The organism is Streptomyces sp. NPDC018263, assembly GCF_055562575.1.
Genome location: NZ_JBVHFA010000001.1, coordinates 395,164 through 411,308, shown reverse-complemented (window position 1 = coordinate 411,308; position 16,145 = coordinate 395,164). Strand labels below are relative to the sequence as shown.

Here is a 16,145-nt window from a genome sequence, read left to right as displayed (position 1 = left end):
CCTCGGGTCAGGAGCCGAGGCGCTTACGGTCCTCCTCGTCCCACTTGCGGGTGTCGCGGGGCTCGACGTAGGGCTCCTCGTCGGCCGGGTGACCGCCGGCGATGGCGCGGCGGCGGTTCATCTCCGCGTCGAATTCCAGGCCGAGCAGGATCGCCAGGTTGGTGAGCCACAGCCACACCAGGAAGACGATCACGCCCGCGATGGCGCCGTAGGTCTTGTTGTACGAGGAGAAGTTCGCGACGTACACCGCGAAGGCCGCCGAGGCGACCATCCAGATGAGCAGGGCGAGGAAGCTGCCCGGAGTGATCCAGCGGAAGCCGCGGACCTTGGCGTTCGGGGTGGCCCAGTACAGGATCGCGATCATGATCGTGACCAGGAGGGCGAGCACGGGCCACTTGGCGATCGACCACACCGTCAGGAACGTGTCACCGATGCCCAGCGTGGTGCCGACCTGCCGGGCCACGCTGCCGGTGAGGACCACGATCAGCGCGCTGATCACGGCGATGACCATGAGCACCACGGTCACCCCGAGCCGCACGGGCAGCAGCTTCCACACCGGTCGGCCCTCGGGCACGTCGTACACGGCGTTGGCGCTGCGGATGAAGGCGGCCACGTAACCGGAGGCCGACCACACCGCGAGCGCCAGACCGACGAGCGCCATGACCGAGCCGATCCCGCCCTTGCCCTGCATCTGCTGCACCGCGTCGTGCAGGACGTCGCGGGCGGGGCCGGGGGCGAGCTTCTGGATGTTGTCCAGCACCTTCTGGGTCGTCGACCGGCCGGCGATGCCCAGCAGGGAGACCAGGGCCAGCAACGCCGGGAACAGCGCCAGCACGCCGTAGTAGGTCAGCGACGCCGCCCGGTCGACCAGCTCGTCCTTCTGGAACTCCTTCACGGTGCCCTTCAGCACCGCACCCCAGGAATGCCTGGGCAGATCCGTCGGAGAGTCCGGCGCCCGCCGCTCCACCCGCTCCGTCGGACCGGCGTCCCCGTCCCGCCGCGCATCGGCCTCGGCCGGCGCCTGTCCGTCGCGCTTCCCGAATCCCCTCAGTGGCTTTTCCATGCCTTGCCGGGTATCCCGTCAGCGGCCGACCATGTCGGTCCGGCGTTCACCCGTGCGGCTGGGCCCACCAAAAGACCGCACCCGGCTCCTCGAGAGCGCCGGGTGCGGTCGGGGACACTGCAAAATCAGGCACGTTGCAGGCCGGAAGGGATGACCCGAGGGATCAAGCCTTCTTCGTCTCCCAGAAGATCTTGTCGATCTGGGCGATGTAGTCCAGGGCCTTCTGGCCCGTCGCCGGGTCCGTGCTGGCCTTGGCGGCGGAGAGCGACTTGACGGCCTCGTTGATGAGGGTGTGCAGCTCCGGGTAGCTCTCGAAGTGCGGCGGCTTGAAGTAGTCGCTCCAGAGCACGTCCAGGTGGTGCTTGGCCAGCTCGGCGCGCTGCTCCTTGATCACCGTGGCGCGGATCTGGAAGTGCAGGTCGTCGTTGGCGGCCATCTTCTCCTGGATGGCCTTGACCGACTCCGCCTCGATGCGGGCCTGGGCGGGGTCGTACACACCGCAGGGCAGGTCGCAGTGGGCGCTGACCTTGACCTTGGGGGCAAACAGGCGGGAAAGCATGGAGCGTTCCTTCCTCGTGATCGTCTTCTCAGGTGGGACATTACTCCCTGAGGGACTGGTTTTCCCGAGTGCCCCCCAGGGCTTAGGACAAAAGTCCGGGGTCAGACTGGGACTGTGGGGATACGGACCGGGGAGGTGCCGGGGATGCCGGAGCTGTCGCAGGAGAGCGAGCGGGGCAGAGCGCTGCCGCCCTTCGGGCTCGCCGAGGTCACGGGCCCCTCCATGGTGCCCACGCTCCACCACGGGGACCGCCTGCTGCTGCGGTACGGCGCTGCCGTCCGGCCGGGCGGGATCGTCGTCCTGCGCCACCCCTTCCAGCAGGATCTGCTGGTCGTCAAGCGTGCGGTGGAGCGGCGCGAGGGCGGCTGGTGGGTGCTCGGCGACAACCCGTACGCCGGCGGGGACAGCACCGACTACGGGGTCGTGCCCGAGGAGCTGATCCTCGGGCGGGCCTGGCTGCGCTACCGTCCGCTCGCCGGCCGGCGCTCACCGCTGGCCGTGGTGCGCTGGGCGCTGTCCGCGGCCAGACCGCTGCTGTCGGACCGGTCGGCGGCCAGGCGCTTCCGGGCGCGGTAGGCGGCGACGTTGGCGCGGGTGGCGCAGCGGTCGGAGCAGTAGCGGCGGGAGCGGTTGGTGGAGGTGTCCAGGTAGGCGTTCCGGCAGGGGGCCGCCTCGCACAGGCCCAGCCGGTCGACGCCGTACTCGGTCAGATGGAACGCCAGCCCCATCGCGGCGATGGCCGCGTAGCCCGCGGTCGCGTTCGACGGGTGGTCGGCCAGGTGCATGTGCCACAGCGGGCGGCCGTTGTCGTCGCGGAAGTCGTGGCCGGAGATCTGCGGGCTGACCGGGAACTCCAGGAGCAGGGAGTTCAGCAGGTCCACGGCCAGCGTCTCGTCCCCCTCGTCCGCCGCCTCGAACACCGCGCGCAGCCTGCCGCGGACCGAACGGAAGCGGGTGACATCGGCGTCGGTGGCACGGCGGGCCGCCGACGCGTTCACGCCGAAGAGGTCGCGTACGGCCTCCACCGAGGTCAGGGAGTCCTTGCCCTGGCCCGGCTCCTCGCTGTTGACGAGGCGTACGGCGTAGTCCGAGTAATGGGCCAGTTCCACTTGTAGTCCTTACGAGGGCGCTCTATGGTCGTGTCTGCGGTCGGGTAATGGCCGAGCGCACTTCCAGGGTATTACGCATGTGCGGAAGGGGATGGGGAAACGTGACCACCATAGGTACGGGGACGGACTGGGCCGCCTGGCAGCAGAGCTGGGACCGGCAGCAGGAGTGGTACTTGCCCGACCGCGAGGAGCGGTTCCGGGTCATGCTCGACATGGTGGAGGCGTTCGCCGGCACCGCGCCGCGCGTGCTCGACCTCGCGTGCGGCACGGGCACGATCACCGCGCGGCTGCTGGCGCGGTTCCCGGAGGCCACCAGCACCGGGGTCGACCTCGACCCGGCCCTCCTCACCATCGCGCGCGGCACCTTCGCGGGGGACGACCGGGTCACGTTCGTGGAGACCGACCTCAAGAACGCCGACTGGGCGGCGGCGCTGCCGTACGACTCCTACGACGCCGTTCTCACGGCCACCGCCCTCCACTGGCTGCACACCGGGCCGCTCACCACGCTGTACGGGCAGCTCGCGGGGCTGGTGCGGGAGGGCGGGGTGTTCATGAACGCCGATCACATGACCGACGGGGCCACGCCCCGGATCGACGCCGCCGAACGCGCCCAGCGGCACGCCAGGATGGACCGGGCCAAGCGGGACGGCGTGCTCGACTGGGCCGAGTGGTGGCAGCTCGCCGCCCAGGACCCGGTCCTGGCCGGCCCCACCGCCCGCCGCTACGAGATCTACGGCGAACACGCCGACGGTGACACCCCGTCCGCCGCCTGGCACGCCTCCGCCCTCCGCGAGAAGGGGTTCAGCGAGGCGCGGCCGGTGTGGTGCTCGCCCTCGGACACGCTGCTGCTGGCGCTGAAGTGACGCACGACTGAGTGACGCACGACCGAGGGGCGGTACGGGGATGGACCCCGTACCGCCCCTCGGTCTTGTCAGGGACGCCTACAGCACCTTCGACAGGAACGACTGGGTGCGTTCGTGCTGGGGGTTGGTGAGGACGTCGCGGGGGTGGCCGGATTCGACCACGACGCCGTCGTCCATGAAGACGAGCGAGTCACCGACCTCGCGGGCGAAGCCCATCTCGTGGGTGACGACGATCATCGTCATGCCGTCCTCCGCCAGGTCCCGCATCACGTCCAGGACCTCGCCGACCAGCTCCGGGTCGAGGGCCGACGTGGGCTCGTCGAAGAGCATCAGCTTGGGCTGCATGGCCAGTGCGCGGGCGATGGCGACGCGCTGCTGCTGGCCGCCGGAGAGCTGGGCCGGGTAGTGGCCGGTGCGGTCGCCGAGGCCGACCCGGTCCAGCAGCCGCTGGGCACGCTCGCGGGCCACGGCCCTGGTCTCGCCCTTGACCCGGATGGGGGCCTCGACCACGTTCTCCAGCGCGGTCATGTGCGGGAACAGGTTGAAGCGCTGGAACACCATGCCGATGTCCCGCCGCTGGGCCGCGACTTCCTTCTCCCGCAGCTCGTGGAGCTTGTCGCCCTTCTGCCGGTAGCCGACGAGTTCGCCGTCCACCCACAGCCGGCCCGCGCTGATCTTCTCCAGATGGTTGATGCACCGCAGGAAGGTGGACTTGCCGGAACCGGACGGGCCGATCAGGCAGAACACGTCGCGCGGGTTCACCTCGAGGTCGATGCCCTTGAGGATGTGCGCGAGACCGAAGGACTTGTGCACGCCCTCGGCCCGGACCATCGGCTGTCCGCCGGTGGGCTGCACGATGTCTTTGGACAGCTTGCTCATCGGGCCACCTCCGGGCGGCGGAACGAACCGAACAGTCGGAGGTTCTTCTTCAGGCGCTGGAACGGGGTCGGCGGCAGGTTGCGCGTCGAGCCGCGGGCGTAACGGCGCTCCAGGTAGTACTGGCCGACGCTGAAGACGCTGGTGAGGATCAGGTACCAGATGGACGCGACGAAGTACATCTCCACCACGGCCAGCGATGTGCTGGAGATGTCCGTGGACCGTTTGATGAGTTCGTTGAACTGCACCGCGTACGCCAGCGACGAGGTCTTGAGCATGTTGATGAACTCGTTGCCGGTGGGCGGGACGATCACCCGCATCGCCTGCGGCAGGACCACCCGGCGCAGGGTCTGGCCACGGGTCATGCCCAGCGCGTTGGACGCCTCCGTCTGGCCCTCGTCCACGGACTGGATGCCGGCGCGGACGATCTCCGACATGTACGCGGCCTCGTTCAGGCCGAGGCCCAGGAGGGCGGCCAGGAACGGGGTCATCACCTGGTTCATCTCGTCCTTGTAGAACCCCAGGTTGAGGATGGGGAACACGAGGGCGATGTTGTACCAGATCAGCAACTGCACCAGCACCGGGGTGCCGCGGAACAGCCAGATGTACAGCCAGGCGACCGTGCTGGTGACCGGGTTGGACGACATCCGCATCACCGCGAGGGTGACACCGAGGACGAGGCCCAGAAGCATCGCCAGCACCGAGATGTACAGCGTGTGCCAGACGCCGGACAGGATGGTGCCGTCCGTCAGGTAGTCAGGGATGACGCCGTAGTTGATGTTCGCGTTGGAGAAGGCGAGGCCGATCAGCACCAGGACGGCGATGACGGCCGCACCGGCCACCCAGCGGCCGTAGTGGCGCACCGGCACGGCCTTGATCTGCTCCGGCGGTACCGACGGCGCCGGAGTCTTGTCGAGCGTAGGAGTCACGGGGACGGCCCTTCAGTCTTGCCGGAGTTGCTCAGGAGCCGCCGTTGATCTTCGCCTCGGTGACCGCGCCCTGCTTGACGTTCCACTTCTCGAGGATCTTCGCGTAGTCGCCGTTCTTGATGATGGCGTTCACGGCGGCCTGGATGGCGTCACGGAGCTGGGTGTTCTTCTTGCTGACCGCGATGCCGTACGGGCCGGCCTCGATCTGGTCGCCGACGACCTCGAAGTCCTTGCCGCCGCCGGAGGTCTTGGCGTTGTAGGCCGCGACGGGGAAGTCGTTCAGGTCGGCGACGGAGGCACCCTGCTTGAGGCGGAGCAGCGCCTCCGGGTCGGTGTCGAAGGTCTGGAGGGTGAAGGGCTTCTTGCCGTCCTTCTTGCACTTGGCGTTCTGCGCCTTGGCGATGCCCTCGGACGTGGTGCCGCGCTGCAGGGCCACGACCTTGCCGCACAGGTCGTCCAGGGTCTTGATGCCCTTCGGGTTGCCCTTCTGGACCAGGATCGAGGTGCCGGCGGTGAAGTAGTCGACGAAGTCGACGCCGGCGCCCGCCTTCTTCCCCGTGTCGGAGTCGATGCCGTTCTGGCGGTCCTTCGTGTCGTTCATCGCGGACATGATCGCCTGGGAGCGGCCGCTCTGGAGACCCACGATGAGCTGGTCGAACTTGCCGTTCTGGAACTGGAAGTCGACACCGAGCTGCTTGCCGAGAGCGGCCGCGATGTCGGGGTCGATACCGACCGGCTTGCCGCCCTCCATGTACTCGACCGGCGGGTAGGCGATGTCCGAGCCCACCTTGATGACGCCCGACTTCTTGATGTCGGCCGGGAGCTTGTCGGCGAGCGGGGCGTCGGTGGACGAGCCAGAGCCTCCGGCCTTGTCCGTCTGGTCACCGCAGCCGGTGAGGAGCAGGGTGCCCGCGACCGCGATCGCACCGACCGCTGCGATCCGGGACCGTGCGGTCGTACGACGGGTGGAGCTTGCGGTCATCGTGGTTCCTCCGGCGGATGGGAAGAGAAGACGTACCGATGGGGTCGACGAGAACACACACCTTCGGGTGCCGCGACCTCGTGGGTTTACGGCATCCTGCCATTCGGACTACGCCATCCAGGGCCGTCACAATGTCAAAATCGGATAACGGGTGACCGAGAACCGCATCAGGTCGGTACATCCGCGCTCCATTCGCGCCGGATGATCTGCGGAAATACGGTGTTCACACCGGAAGATCCGCAGCCGGTCTCACGATCCGGACGGGCGGTATGCGGGGATTCAGGGTATTCGCGGCACGCTTGAGCTTCCCCTGAGGTACGCCCGCCGGCCCTCCGCGTGACATGTGACCTTGCGCCTAATGGACTCGTGGTCCGCCCGTCCGTCCGGTATGAAGGTTCTTTACACCCCTCATCCGGGGCTCAGGGCGCGTGTGCGGCGCGCCCGTCGCGTATGTGCTCGTACGTATCCGTCAATCGAGCCCTACGCGGTGCCCGCCCACTCCTCACCCGGAGTGGTCGACCCTCAACCATGCATACCTAAGGGGTAAGACAAAGTGGCAGCGGAGATCGTCAATCCTCGCAGCGACAGCGGTGCCGGACCGGAGGGCGGGGCCGAGCCCCTGGACTCCTTCGACCCCGCTTTCGCGCTGCACCGCGGCGGCAAGATGGCCGTGCGGGCCACCGTGCCGATCCGGGACACGGAAGACCTTTCCCTCGCGTACACCCCCGGCGTCGCGCGCGTGTGCACCGCGATCGCGGAAACGCCGGAGCTGGTCAACGACTACACCTGGAAGTCCTCGGTCGTCGCCGTCGTCACCGACGGCACGGCCGTGCTCGGTCTCGGGGACATCGGTCCCGAGGCGTCCCTCCCCGTGATGGAGGGCAAGGCGATCCTGTTCAAGCAGTTCGGCGGGGTCGACGCGGTGCCGATCGCCCTCGACTGCACCGGAGTCGACGAGATCGTGGAGACCGTCGTCCGGCTCGCCCCCTCCTTCGGCGGGGTGAACCTGGAGGACATCTCGGCGCCGCGCTGCTTCGAGATCGAGCGGCGCCTCCAGGAGCGGCTGGACATCCCGGTCTTCCACGACGACCAGCACGGCACCGCCGTCGTCACGCTGGCGGCGCTGCGCAACGCGGCCCGGCTCAGCGGGCGGGAGATCGGTCAGCTCCGCGTCGTCATCTCCGGGGCCGGGGCGGCCGGGGTCGCCATCGCCCGGATGCTGATCGAGGCCGGGATCGGGGACGTGGCGGTCGCCGACCGCAAGGGCGTCGTCTCCGCCGACCGGAGCGATCTGACCGACGTCAAGCGGGAGTTGGCCTCCTTCACCAACAAGGCGAAGCTCACCGGCACGCTGGAGGACGCGCTGGCCGGCGCGGATGTGTTCATCGGCGTCTCCGGCGGCACGGTCTCCGAGGAGGCGGTCGCCTCCATGGCGAAGGGCGCCTTCGTCTTCGCCATGGCCAACCCGAACCCCGAGGTGCACCCGGAGGTCGCGCACAAGTACGCGGCCGTCGTCGCCACCGGGCGCTCGGACTTCCCGAACCAGATCAACAACGTGCTCGCCTTCCCCGGCATCTTCGCCGGGGCGCTCCAGGTGCGGGCCTCCCGGATCACCGAGGGCATGAAGATCGCCGCCGCCGAGGCGCTCGCCGCCGTCGTCGGCGACGACCTCTCCGCCGACTACGTGATCCCCTCCCCGTTCGACGAGCGCGTCGCCCCCGCGGTCACGGCCGCCGTCGCGGCCGCGGCCCGTGCGGAGGGCGTCGCCCGACGCTGAGCCTGCGCGCAGCGTTCGACGGGAACGGCCTCGCCCCTCGGGGGCGGGGCCGTTCGCGTGTCCGGGGCCCGGTGGCGGCCGTGCGCAAGAGGGTGTGTGTCACACCGGTGGGCGGTTCCGTCCGGGCGGGGTGGAATCTATCGTCGACGGCATGTTCGCCGCCTATGCCGCCCGGATCGACCGTGATCAGCCGCTCTCCGGCCTGGAGTTGGGGGAGCGTCCGGCTCCCGAGGCCCGGCCGGGCTGGAGTACCGTCGACGTCCGCGCCGCCTCCCTCAACCACCACGACCTCTGGTCCCTGCGGGGCGTCGGGCTCCCCGAGGACCGGCTGCCGATGATCCTCGGCTGTGACGCCGCCGGGATCGACGAGGACGGCAACGAGGTCGTCCTGCACTCCGTCATCGGCCAGAGCGGCCATGGGGTCGGCCCCCGCGAACCCCGCTCGATCCTGACCGAGCGGTATCAGGGCACCTTCGCCGAACAGGTCGCCGTGCCCACCTGGAACGTGCTGCCCAAGCCGAAGGAGCTGTCCTTCGCCGAGGCCGCCTGTCTGCCCACCGCCTGGCTGACCGCGTACCGGATGCTGTTCACCAACGCCGGGGTGCGGCCCGGTGACTCGGTGCTGGTGCAGGGGGCGGGCGGGGGTGTCGCCACGGCCGCGATCGTGCTCGGCCGCGCGGCCGGGCTGCGGGTCTTCGCGACCAGCCGGGACGAGGCCAAGCGGAAGCGGGCGCTGGAACTGGGTGCCGTCGAGGCCGTGGAGCCGGGGGCGCGGCTGCCGCAGCGGGTGGACGCCGTGATCGAGACCGTGGGCGCCGCGACCTGGTCGCACTCCATCAAGTCCCTGCGTCCCGGCGGCACCGTCGTCATCTCCGGCGCCACCAGCGGCGACCGGCCCTCGCACGCCGAGCTGACCCGGATCTTCTTCCTCGAACTCAAGGTCGTCGGCTCCACCATGGGCACCAAGGACGAGCTGGAGGACCTGCTCGCCTTCTGCGCCACGACGGGGGTACGTCCCGTCATCGACGAGATCCTCCCGCTGGACCGCGCCCGCGAGGGCTTCGAACGGCTGGAGTCCGGCGAGCACTTCGGGAAGATCGTGCTCAGCAACTCCTGAACTCCCTTCCGAAGAGGGTGGCCACGGAGGCGGGTCCGGGTGCCGGGCCCGCCTTTTCGCGACCCTGCGTGTCAACTTGGGTTGACAGGGATGTCATGTCAACCTAAGTTGACACCATGACGGATGCAACGGATCTCGCCCAGCGGGCCGGTGACCGCGATCCGCGGGTCGGGCTGCGAGCCGTGGCCGCGCTGCGCCGGCTGCTGGAGCAGTTGGAGGCGGTGCAGGTGCGCGCGGCGCGCAACCAGGGCTGGTCGTGGCAGGAGATCGCCGCCGAGCTGGGTGTCAGCAGGCAGGCCGTGCACAAGAAGTACGGGAGGCAGTGATGTTCGAACGCTTCACCAAGGACGCCCGTGAAGTCGTCCAGGGCGCGGTCGCGCACGCGGAACGCGCGGGCGTACGGTCCGTCGGCGCCGGACACCTGCTGCTCGCCCTCCTCGACCGAGAGGGCAGCCGGGCCTCCTTCGCCTTCGCCGCGCTCGGCCTCGCCGAGCGCAAGGACTCCCTGCGCGAGGCGCTCGCCGGGGCGCGGCGCCGGGCGGGCCTGACCCGCGCGGACGCGGACGCCCTCGCCGGACTCGGGATCGACGTCACCGAGATCGTCGCGAAGGTCGAGGAGGCGCACGGCGCCGGTGCCCTGTCCGGTGACCGCCGTGACCCGGGCGGCCGGCCGGGCCGCCGGACTTTCGAGCAGGACGCCAAGGACGTATTGGAGGGAGCGCTGCGCGCCGCCGTGGGCCGCCGTGACCGGCGCATCGGTGACGAGCACCTCCTGCTCGCCCTCACCGTGCGGCCCGGAGTCCCCGCCGAGGTGCTCGCCGACCATGGCGTGACCCAGGAGTCGCTGCGCCGGGTCCTGTACGGCGAGGGGACGGCGCAGGCGGGCTGACGCCGAGCCCCCTCCCGGGTGGCTCAGACCTTCGGGTCGTGGAGTATCGCGCCGATGTGGGCCGCCGCCGTCGACAGATGGCGGCGGACGTCCTGGAGCTGGACCTCGGTGACGCCGTGGTCGCGGGCCGCGTCCCGGACGTCGTCGCGGAAGCGGTCCAGCAGGCGGTCGAGATCGCGCGCCGGGTCGCCGGTGGGGGGCTCGTGGGTCCAGGCCGGCTCGTACTCCATCGGGAAGCCGGCCGGGGTGTCGGAGTACTCCGGGCCGGGGTCGGCCTTGGCGCTCCCGGTGCCGCCACGCCTGGCGTGCTCCTTGCCGAAGTCGCCGAAGGCGCCGAACTCCCGCGCCAGTTCGGCCAGCCCCTCGCGGACGCCGGTCGGCCAGTCGCCGCGGGTGAAGTGGTCCTGCACCCGCTCCTGGACCCGGCCCGCGAGGCGGCGCATCTCCTCCTGGGCCTGGGCGTTGGCCCGCGATTGTGCCTCCTGGGCCTGGCGCCGGGCCTGCTGCGCCTCCTCGCGGGCACGGCGGCTCTCGTCCTTGGCGCGCCGGGCCTGCTCCTTCCACTCCTGCTTGGCGCGGCGCATCTCCTCCTTGGCGGTCCGCCACGCCTCGGCGTCACTCCGGGCGCCCGCCTCGTCACCGGGACCCGGACCGGTGGCGCCCGCCTTGCCGGCGCGGGTGCGGGAGGCGGCCGCGCGCATCTCGCGACGGAGGTCGCCCGCGGCGCCCCGGACGTCGGCCTTGATCTCGGCGGCGAGTTCCGCGACGGACTCGCCGATCTCCATTTCCAGGTCGGCCAGTTCACCGCTGCGGTCGGCCAGTTCGGCGCGGCCCGCGTCGGTGATCGAGTAGACCTTGCGGCCGCCCTCGGTGGTGTGGGTGACCAGGCCCTCGGCCTCCAGCTTGGCCAGGCGCGGGTAGACCGTGCCGGCCGAGGGGGCGTAGAGGCCCTGGAAGCGCTCTTCGAGGAGCCGGATCACCTCGTAGCCGTGGCGCGGGGCCTCGTCGAGCAGCTTGAGGAGGTACAGGCGGAGGCGGCCGTGGGCGAAGACGGGGGGCATGTCAGAGCACCTTCTTGTCGGTCGTGCCGTCCGCGGAGGAGGCGGGGGCGGGGCCGGGGCCGGACTCCCAGGCGGTGTCGTCCTCCTCGGCCGGGCGGCGCAGCAGGGCGATCGAGCCGGAGACGGTGGTGGCCCGGAGCTTGCCGCTGCCCGAGCCGAGGCGGCCGGTGATCTTGTGGGCGCCCCACTGGCCCTGGACGCACAGGCCGTCGAAGGCGTTGGAGATCGAGCCGCTCGCGGTGTTCGCCTCCACGTCGGTGTCGCCGGGGTGCGGGAGCCGTATGGCGATCTCGCCGGAGACGCTGGTCAGGCGCACGTCGGTGGGGCCCTCCGGGTCCAGGTCGATGATCATGGAGCCGCTGACCGAGTCGGCCCGCACGGACGGGCCCGCCCCCTCGACCACCGTCAGGTCGCCGGAGACCGACTTGAACCTCAGATCGCCGCTGACGGCCTGGGCCTCCACGCTGCCCGAGACGGTGTCCGCGCGGACCGGGCCGGAGACGCCGACCAGGGTGGTGTCGCCGGTGACGCCCTTGACCACGGACGGGCCCCGTACGCCGGAGACGACCGCGGCGGCGCCCACGACCCCCACCTCGACGCGGGTGCTCGCGGGGACGGCCAGGGTGACCACCGCGCTGCGGCGCCAGCCCTCGCGGTCCAGCCACTTCAGGAAGCCCTTCCAGGGCAGGTCCTCGTATGCCACCGTCAGGACGCCGTGCCGGTGGGTGACGATCAGGGGTGGGCCCTCGATGTCCGAGATCTCCAGGCGGGCGGAACTCTCCTCGGTGCCCACCACGTTCACCGTGCCGTTGACCACGCGGACGTTCAGCTCGGTCACGGGGGCGTCGAAGCTCAGCTTCTGGGGCTCGGCGACGGTCCACTCGGACACGGGTCCTCCTCGGGCGTGACGCGGACAAGTAGGCGGAGCGGGGCGATGCGCGGTGGGCGAGTCTGCCGACCCGTCACGCCATATCGCGTCTCCTGTCATTCACGATATATCGTGGCTGTCGGAAGTCAAGACACCCTTTCGGGGGACGCGAACCGGGCAGCACCGGGCGGCCACCGGGCAGCCACCGGGCGGCACTGGGGGGTGCCCGGCGCTGTGCGGGCATGGCTGTGCGGGCCCTGCCCCTCTCGGCGGGCCCGCAGGTGACGTGGGCGGGGGCGGCCGGCGCCCCCGAGGACTGCCCCGAGCGGCTACTCGTCGTCCTCGTCGTCCAGCCGCGCCAGCCACGTGGCCAGGCGTTCCACCGGGACCTCGAAGTCGGGGTTCAGGTCGACGAACGTGCGCAGTTGCTCGGCGAGCCACTCGAAGGTGACCTCTTCCTCGCCGCGCCGCTTCTCCAGTTCTTCGATGCCTCGGTCGGTGAAGTACATGGATGACGCTCCGTCGGTCGGTGCAGGGGTAGGGCCGGTCCCGGGCGGGAAGAACCCTCATTCGCGGACGTGACCGCGAGGGGAGAGGGCGCCGCCTGTTCCGGCTGGGGAGCCGGGAGAGGACAGGAAAAGCATAGGCAGCCGCCCGGCGAGGTGGGCAGCCGGTGCCGCGCCGGCGCCGGTCACGGCAGGTGGCGGGGACGAGCGGGGGAGAGGACGGGGTCCGATGAACGGGGACTCGACGCGGGTGGCGCGGATCGAGCTGCCGGACGGTACGCCGGTGTGGGCCCGGATCTCGGGCGCGGAGGAGCTGTCGTACACCGACACCGGCTTCCACGACCGGGTGGAGGCCAGCGTGGAGAGCCTGCACTCGCTGATCACCGGGGTCGCGCGCTCGCTCTCCGGCCCGCTGAGCGCGGTACGGCCCGACGAGGTCAGCGTGGAGTTCGGCATCGAGCTGACCGCGAAGGCCGGCAAGGTCGTCGGCCTCCTCGCGGACGGCGAGGCCAAGGCGGCGCTGACGGTCACCCTGACGTGGAACGGGGGGCCACCGGAGCCGAATCCCGTGCCGGGGGCCGCGCCGGGTGGAAGTGGGCCGGTGCCCGCCGGTGGAGGTGGGCCGGAGGCGGGCCCCACAGGTGCCGGTCCCGGTGCCGGGCCCCTGCCGGGCGGTCCCGCACCGGGGCCCGGTCCTGCGCCCACAGCGCCGGGAGCGGGGTCCGGCCCGGCCCTACGGGCGCCGGCCCCTGGTCCTCAGCTTGGCTGTGCGCCGGATGCGGAGCCCCTACGGGGCGCCCCCGCGACGGGGGCCGGTTCCGCCCCCACGGCGCCGGGAGCGGGGTCGGGCCCGGCCCTGCGGGCGCCGGCCCCTGGTCCTCAGCTTGCCTGTGCGCCGGATGCGGAGCCCCTACGGGGCGCCCCCGTGATGGGGGCCGGTTCCGCCCCCACGGCGCCGGGAGCGGGGTCGGGCCCGGCCCTGCGGGCGCCGGCCCCCGGTCCTCAGCTTGCCTGTGCGCCGGATGCGGTGCCCGTACGGGGCGCCCCCGTGATGGGGGCCGGTTCCGCCCCCACGGCGCCGGGAGCGGGGGCCGGCCCCGCCCTACGGGCGCCCGTACCCGATCTGCGGGCGGGATCGGGCCGTACGCCGGATGCGGAGCCCGTACGGGGTGGCCCCGTGGCAGCGGTACGGACCGCCGGGCCCGCGCCCGCAGCGGTGCCGGAGCCCGGGCCGGCCGCCGGTGCTCACCCGGAGCCACGCCCCCACCCGTCCCCGCCGCGGTCCCCCGCCCCCCAACCCTCCCTCACCCCCCGGTCCGAAGCGTTGCTCGGTGTGTGGGGGCATCCGGGATGAGCGTGGGGTACGGCGGGGGCGCACCGGAGGGGGGCGGTGCTGCGGAGCTTGCGCTGCGTGACCTCGTTCTGGGGGCCACCGTGCGCATTCATCGCGCGGGGGCCGGGTATGCCCACGACGAGCCCGTCAGCTTCCTCGGCAGTGGTTTCTTCGTCGCGCCGAACTGGGTTCTGACCTGCGCACACGTGGTTCACGCCGAGGAGGGGGGCGAGGTCACCGTGGTGTACCGCAACAGCCCCTACGACGACCCGCGCCCGGTGCCCGGCCGGGTGGCCGCGATGCTCCCGGAGCCGACCGGGCGCCCGGTGCCGGGCAGTTGGCCCGCGCCCGACCTCGCCCTGGTCCGGCTGCGCGAACCGGTCGGCCACACCTGTGTGTACGTGTCCGAGCGCCCCAACCCGCACTTCGGCGGCACCAGGGTGTTCTACGCGGGCTGGACCGCCCCCAGGGGCAGGCTCCAGATCCTCGACGGCATGCTCACCGTGCAGGGCACCATCAGCGCCTGGTCGCCCGAGGAGCAGGTCCGGCTCGGCCGGAACGACCTGCCCTCCGGCGTCTCCGGCGGGCCGGTGGTCGACCCCGTGCGCGGCGAGGTCGTCGGCGTGCTCAAGTCCCGCGCGGACCACGGGGGCGGCGGCACCTCCATCGGCGTGGAACGCCTGCGCACGCTGCGGCTGCCCGCCGACGGCGAGGACGTCTACCAGTCCGTCTTCCACGCCCACGACCGCTACCACCGCGACCGCCAGCAGAGCGCCGACTCGCCCGACCCCACCTGGGCCGACATCCAGGGCGAACTCGGCGCCCGCCCCGGCCGCACCCTCACCCCGCAGCAGCGGAGCGAACTGCTCGGGCTGCTCGCCGACCTGCCCCCGCCGGTCAGCACCCGCGGCCTGCTCGACGTGCTCCGCGCGCTGCCCGGCTTCCGCGTACCGGCGCTGGTGCCCGCCCCGCGCGGCTGGCGGGACGGGGTCGGGCTGCTCTACGAACACGCCCGCCAGGACGGCGCCCTGAAGCTGGTGCTCGACTACGCCATGGGTGTGCTCGGCGCCGAACGCCCGGCCGCCCCCAGCGCCCTCGCCGCCGAACGCGCCCTGTGGGAGTGGGTGCGGCACACCGCGACCGGGCTGGACAGCGGTTACCGGCACACCCTCGCCCAGCGGCGCACCGAGCTGCTCGGCCGGGCCCAAGCGGCGCGCCCACCGGCCGCGTTCACGGGCGGCGGCCGGGACACGGCGGTACTGGAGCCGGTGCGGCCGCCGCGCGTCGGACACCCCGAGCCCTCCGTGCTGCTGGTGGTGCTGCGCCGGGGCTGGGAGCCGGACCACTGCGACTGGTCGGTCTCCGTGGGCGGCGCCCCCGACGAGGAACCGGCCCGGCTGTACGAGGGCGAGCGCGCCCCGCTGGACGGCCTGGCCGGCCACGTGGCCGCGCCCCTCGCCGAGGCGTTCCGGCACTGCGACGAGCCCGGCCGGCACGCCACCCTGTACGCGGCCCTGCCGCATCTGCACCTCAGCCTGCCCGTGGACGAGTGGCGCCTCACCCCCGACGGCCTTCCCCTCGGCGCCGAACGCCCGGTCCTGATCCGCTGCTCGGACCGCGACCAGCTCACCGACGAGGCGCCGGCCTGGGAGGCGTACGAGGACCCCGACGCCGAGCGCCGGGACCGCTGGCGGCGGCTGCACCGGCGCCCGGCGCACGCCGAGGTGCTGGACTGCGACGACGGCGTGCGCCGGCCCGTACCGGACACGGCTGCGCTGCGCGGGCTCGCCCCGCACGCCGTGCCGGTGCTGTGCCGCCCCGGCGATCCGGGCGCGGCGGACGGCCCCGCCGCGCTGGGGCGGGTGCTGCGGGCGGGATTCGGGGTGCTGCTGTGGCGGCGGCGGCCGGACGGGGTGTGCGGGGAGTTCCACCGGGGCGTGAAGACGGCCGTGGACGACGGCGAGGACGCCCTGTCCCTGCCCGGCGTGCTGCACAGCCTGCGCGAGCAGGTGCACGCCGGGCTCACCGAGTCGTACTGGGCGCACCGCACGACCCTGCTGTACGACGATCCGCACCGCCCCCTGCCCGGCACCGGAGACCTGCTGGAGGCCCCGTGATCCGGCGCCCCGGTTCCTCCCTGATCCCCTTACCAGGCGCCCGGCGGGTCGATACCGTGAAGGGCGCGCTGCCCCCGGCGACGAGCGACGAGGACC

The 16,145-nt window shown here is 72.0% G+C and carries 17 protein-coding genes; 8 read left to right on the top strand and 9 right to left on the bottom strand.

The genetic code is table 11. From position 1 onward, the window contains the following. Nucleotides 1-7: 7 nt before the first annotated feature. On the bottom strand, nt 8-1,063 hold the full coding sequence (locus ACZ3HQ_RS01855) for a YihY/virulence factor BrkB family protein (RefSeq protein WP_467507125.1): 1,056 nt from the start codon (nt 1,061-1,063) through the stop codon (nt 8-10). A gap of 163 nt (nt 1,064-1,226) precedes the next feature. Continuing rightward, nucleotides 1,227-1,622: a superoxide dismutase, Ni gene (sodN, locus tag ACZ3HQ_RS01850; RefSeq protein WP_030807512.1), complete on the bottom strand. Its 396-nt coding sequence runs from the start codon at nt 1,620-1,622 to the stop codon at nt 1,227-1,229. Nucleotides 1,623-1,766: 144 nt separating this feature from the next. Here sodN and sodX point away from each other — a divergent pair, with 144 nt between their 5' ends. Further along, nucleotides 1,767-2,198, top strand: a complete 432-nt coding sequence (sodX, locus tag ACZ3HQ_RS01845; protein ID WP_467507958.1) for a nickel-type superoxide dismutase maturation protease — start codon at nt 1,767-1,769, stop codon at nt 2,196-2,198. Here sodX and ACZ3HQ_RS01840 read toward each other — a convergent pair. Then, nucleotides 2,084-2,731 (bottom strand): CGNR zinc finger domain-containing protein, encoded by a 648-nt coding sequence (locus tag ACZ3HQ_RS01840; protein WP_467507124.1) that lies wholly within the window; start codon nt 2,729-2,731, stop codon nt 2,084-2,086. The two genes, sodX and ACZ3HQ_RS01840, sit on opposite strands and share 115 nt — an antisense overlap. Before the next feature lie 101 nt (nt 2,732-2,832). Between ACZ3HQ_RS01840 and ACZ3HQ_RS01835 the strand changes: the two genes are divergently transcribed. Beyond that, a complete protein-coding gene (locus tag ACZ3HQ_RS01835; protein ID WP_467507123.1) occupies nt 2,833-3,594 on the top strand; it encodes a class I SAM-dependent methyltransferase in 762 nt (253 codons plus the stop codon). 78 nt (nt 3,595-3,672) lie between these two features. Here ACZ3HQ_RS01835 and ACZ3HQ_RS01830 read toward each other — a convergent pair whose 3' ends face one another. The 3 genes from ACZ3HQ_RS01830 to ACZ3HQ_RS01820 are packed head-to-tail and all read right to left on the bottom strand — an operon-like array spanning nt 3,673 to nt 6,381. Further along, on the bottom strand, nt 3,673-4,473 hold the full coding sequence (locus ACZ3HQ_RS01830) for an amino acid ABC transporter ATP-binding protein (protein WP_467507122.1): 801 nt from the start codon (nt 4,471-4,473) through the stop codon (nt 3,673-3,675). After that, nucleotides 4,470-5,399 (bottom strand): amino acid ABC transporter permease, encoded by a 930-nt coding sequence (locus tag ACZ3HQ_RS01825; RefSeq protein ID WP_467507120.1) that lies wholly within the window; start codon nt 5,397-5,399, stop codon nt 4,470-4,472. Before ACZ3HQ_RS01825 ends, ACZ3HQ_RS01830 begins: the two co-directional genes overlap by 4 nt. Before the next feature lie 31 nt (nt 5,400-5,430). Further along, a complete protein-coding gene (locus ACZ3HQ_RS01820) occupies nt 5,431-6,381 on the bottom strand; it encodes an ABC transporter substrate-binding protein (protein ID WP_467507119.1) in 951 nt (316 codons plus the stop codon). A gap of 553 nt (nt 6,382-6,934) precedes the next feature. Between ACZ3HQ_RS01820 and ACZ3HQ_RS01815 the strand changes: the two genes are divergently transcribed. The 4 genes from ACZ3HQ_RS01815 to ACZ3HQ_RS01800 all read left to right on the top strand — a co-directional run bounded on the left by ACZ3HQ_RS01815 (nt 6,935) and on the right by ACZ3HQ_RS01800 (nt 10,164). Next, on the top strand, nt 6,935-8,158 hold the full coding sequence (locus ACZ3HQ_RS01815; protein ID WP_467507117.1) for an NAD(P)-dependent malic enzyme: 1,224 nt from the start codon (nt 6,935-6,937) through the stop codon (nt 8,156-8,158). A gap of 151 nt (nt 8,159-8,309) precedes the next feature. After that, nucleotides 8,310-9,275, top strand: coding sequence for a zinc-binding dehydrogenase (locus ACZ3HQ_RS01810; RefSeq protein ID WP_030807535.1), 966 nt, complete (start codon nt 8,310-8,312; stop codon nt 9,273-9,275). A gap of 116 nt (nt 9,276-9,391) precedes the next feature. After that, nucleotides 9,392-9,601, top strand: coding sequence for a helix-turn-helix domain-containing protein (locus ACZ3HQ_RS01805; RefSeq protein ID WP_018544463.1), 210 nt, complete (start codon nt 9,392-9,394; stop codon nt 9,599-9,601). Next, the gene (locus tag ACZ3HQ_RS01800) at nt 9,601-10,164 is read left to right on the top strand and encodes a Clp protease N-terminal domain-containing protein (protein WP_467507115.1); all 564 of its coding nucleotides are present in this window, start codon (nt 9,601-9,603) and stop codon (nt 10,162-10,164) included. The genes ACZ3HQ_RS01805 and ACZ3HQ_RS01800 overlap by 1 nt, the downstream gene beginning before the upstream one ends. A gap of 23 nt (nt 10,165-10,187) precedes the next feature. Here the strand turns inward: ACZ3HQ_RS01800 and ACZ3HQ_RS01795 are convergent, their stop codons facing one another. The 3 genes from ACZ3HQ_RS01795 to ACZ3HQ_RS01785 form a co-directional block, all read right to left on the bottom strand. Beyond that, a complete protein-coding gene (locus ACZ3HQ_RS01795) occupies nt 10,188-11,225 on the bottom strand; it encodes a PadR family transcriptional regulator (RefSeq protein ID WP_467507113.1) in 1,038 nt (345 codons plus the stop codon). Nucleotide 11,226: 1 nt separating this feature from the next. Next, nucleotides 11,227-12,114: a DUF4097 family beta strand repeat-containing protein gene (locus ACZ3HQ_RS01790; protein ID WP_467507111.1), complete on the bottom strand. Its 888-nt coding sequence runs from the start codon at nt 12,112-12,114 to the stop codon at nt 11,227-11,229. Between the two features lie 308 nt (nt 12,115-12,422). Then, nucleotides 12,423-12,602: a DUF6104 family protein gene (locus ACZ3HQ_RS01785; RefSeq protein ID WP_003992906.1), complete on the bottom strand. Its 180-nt coding sequence runs from the start codon at nt 12,600-12,602 to the stop codon at nt 12,423-12,425. A gap of 226 nt (nt 12,603-12,828) precedes the next feature. Here ACZ3HQ_RS01785 and ACZ3HQ_RS01780 point away from each other — a divergent pair, with 226 nt between their 5' ends. Beyond that, the gene (locus ACZ3HQ_RS01780) at nt 12,829-13,953 is read left to right on the top strand and encodes a CU044_2847 family protein (RefSeq protein ID WP_467507109.1); all 1,125 of its coding nucleotides are present in this window, start codon (nt 12,829-12,831) and stop codon (nt 13,951-13,953) included. A gap of 80 nt (nt 13,954-14,033) precedes the next feature. Further along, nucleotides 14,034-16,049 (top strand): VMAP-C domain-containing protein, encoded by a 2,016-nt coding sequence (locus ACZ3HQ_RS01775; protein WP_467507107.1) that lies wholly within the window; start codon nt 14,034-14,036, stop codon nt 16,047-16,049. The last annotated feature ends 96 nt before the right edge of the window (nt 16,050-16,145 follow it).

Excerpts from the sequence above, each read along its gene's own strand:
- ACZ3HQ_RS01855 (WP_467507125.1), bottom strand. The coding sequence starts at position 1,063 with ATGGAAAAGCCACTGAGGGGATTCGGGAAGCGCGACGGACAGGCGCCG.
- sodN (WP_030807512.1), bottom strand. The coding sequence starts at position 1,622 with ATGCTTTCCCGCCTGTTTGCCCCCAAGGTCAAGGTCAGCGCCCACTGC.
- sodX (WP_467507958.1), top strand. The coding sequence starts at position 1,767 with ATGCCGGAGCTGTCGCAGGAGAGCGAGCGGGGCAGAGCGCTGCCGCCC.
- ACZ3HQ_RS01830 (WP_467507122.1), bottom strand. The coding sequence starts at position 4,473 with ATGAGCAAGCTGTCCAAAGACATCGTGCAGCCCACCGGCGGACAGCCG.
- ACZ3HQ_RS01820 (WP_467507119.1), bottom strand. The coding sequence starts at position 6,381 with ATGACCGCAAGCTCCACCCGTCGTACGACCGCACGGTCCCGGATCGCA.
- ACZ3HQ_RS01810 (WP_030807535.1), top strand. The coding sequence starts at position 8,310 with ATGTTCGCCGCCTATGCCGCCCGGATCGACCGTGATCAGCCGCTCTCC.
- ACZ3HQ_RS01805 (WP_018544463.1), top strand. The coding sequence starts at position 9,392 with ATGACGGATGCAACGGATCTCGCCCAGCGGGCCGGTGACCGCGATCCG.
- ACZ3HQ_RS01800 (WP_467507115.1), top strand. The coding sequence starts at position 9,601 with ATGTTCGAACGCTTCACCAAGGACGCCCGTGAAGTCGTCCAGGGCGCG.
- ACZ3HQ_RS01795 (WP_467507113.1), bottom strand. The coding sequence starts at position 11,225 with ATGCCCCCCGTCTTCGCCCACGGCCGCCTCCGCCTGTACCTCCTCAAG.
- ACZ3HQ_RS01785 (WP_003992906.1), bottom strand. The coding sequence starts at position 12,602 with ATGTACTTCACCGACCGAGGCATCGAAGAACTGGAGAAGCGGCGCGGC.
- ACZ3HQ_RS01780 (WP_467507109.1), top strand. The coding sequence starts at position 12,829 with ATGAACGGGGACTCGACGCGGGTGGCGCGGATCGAGCTGCCGGACGGT.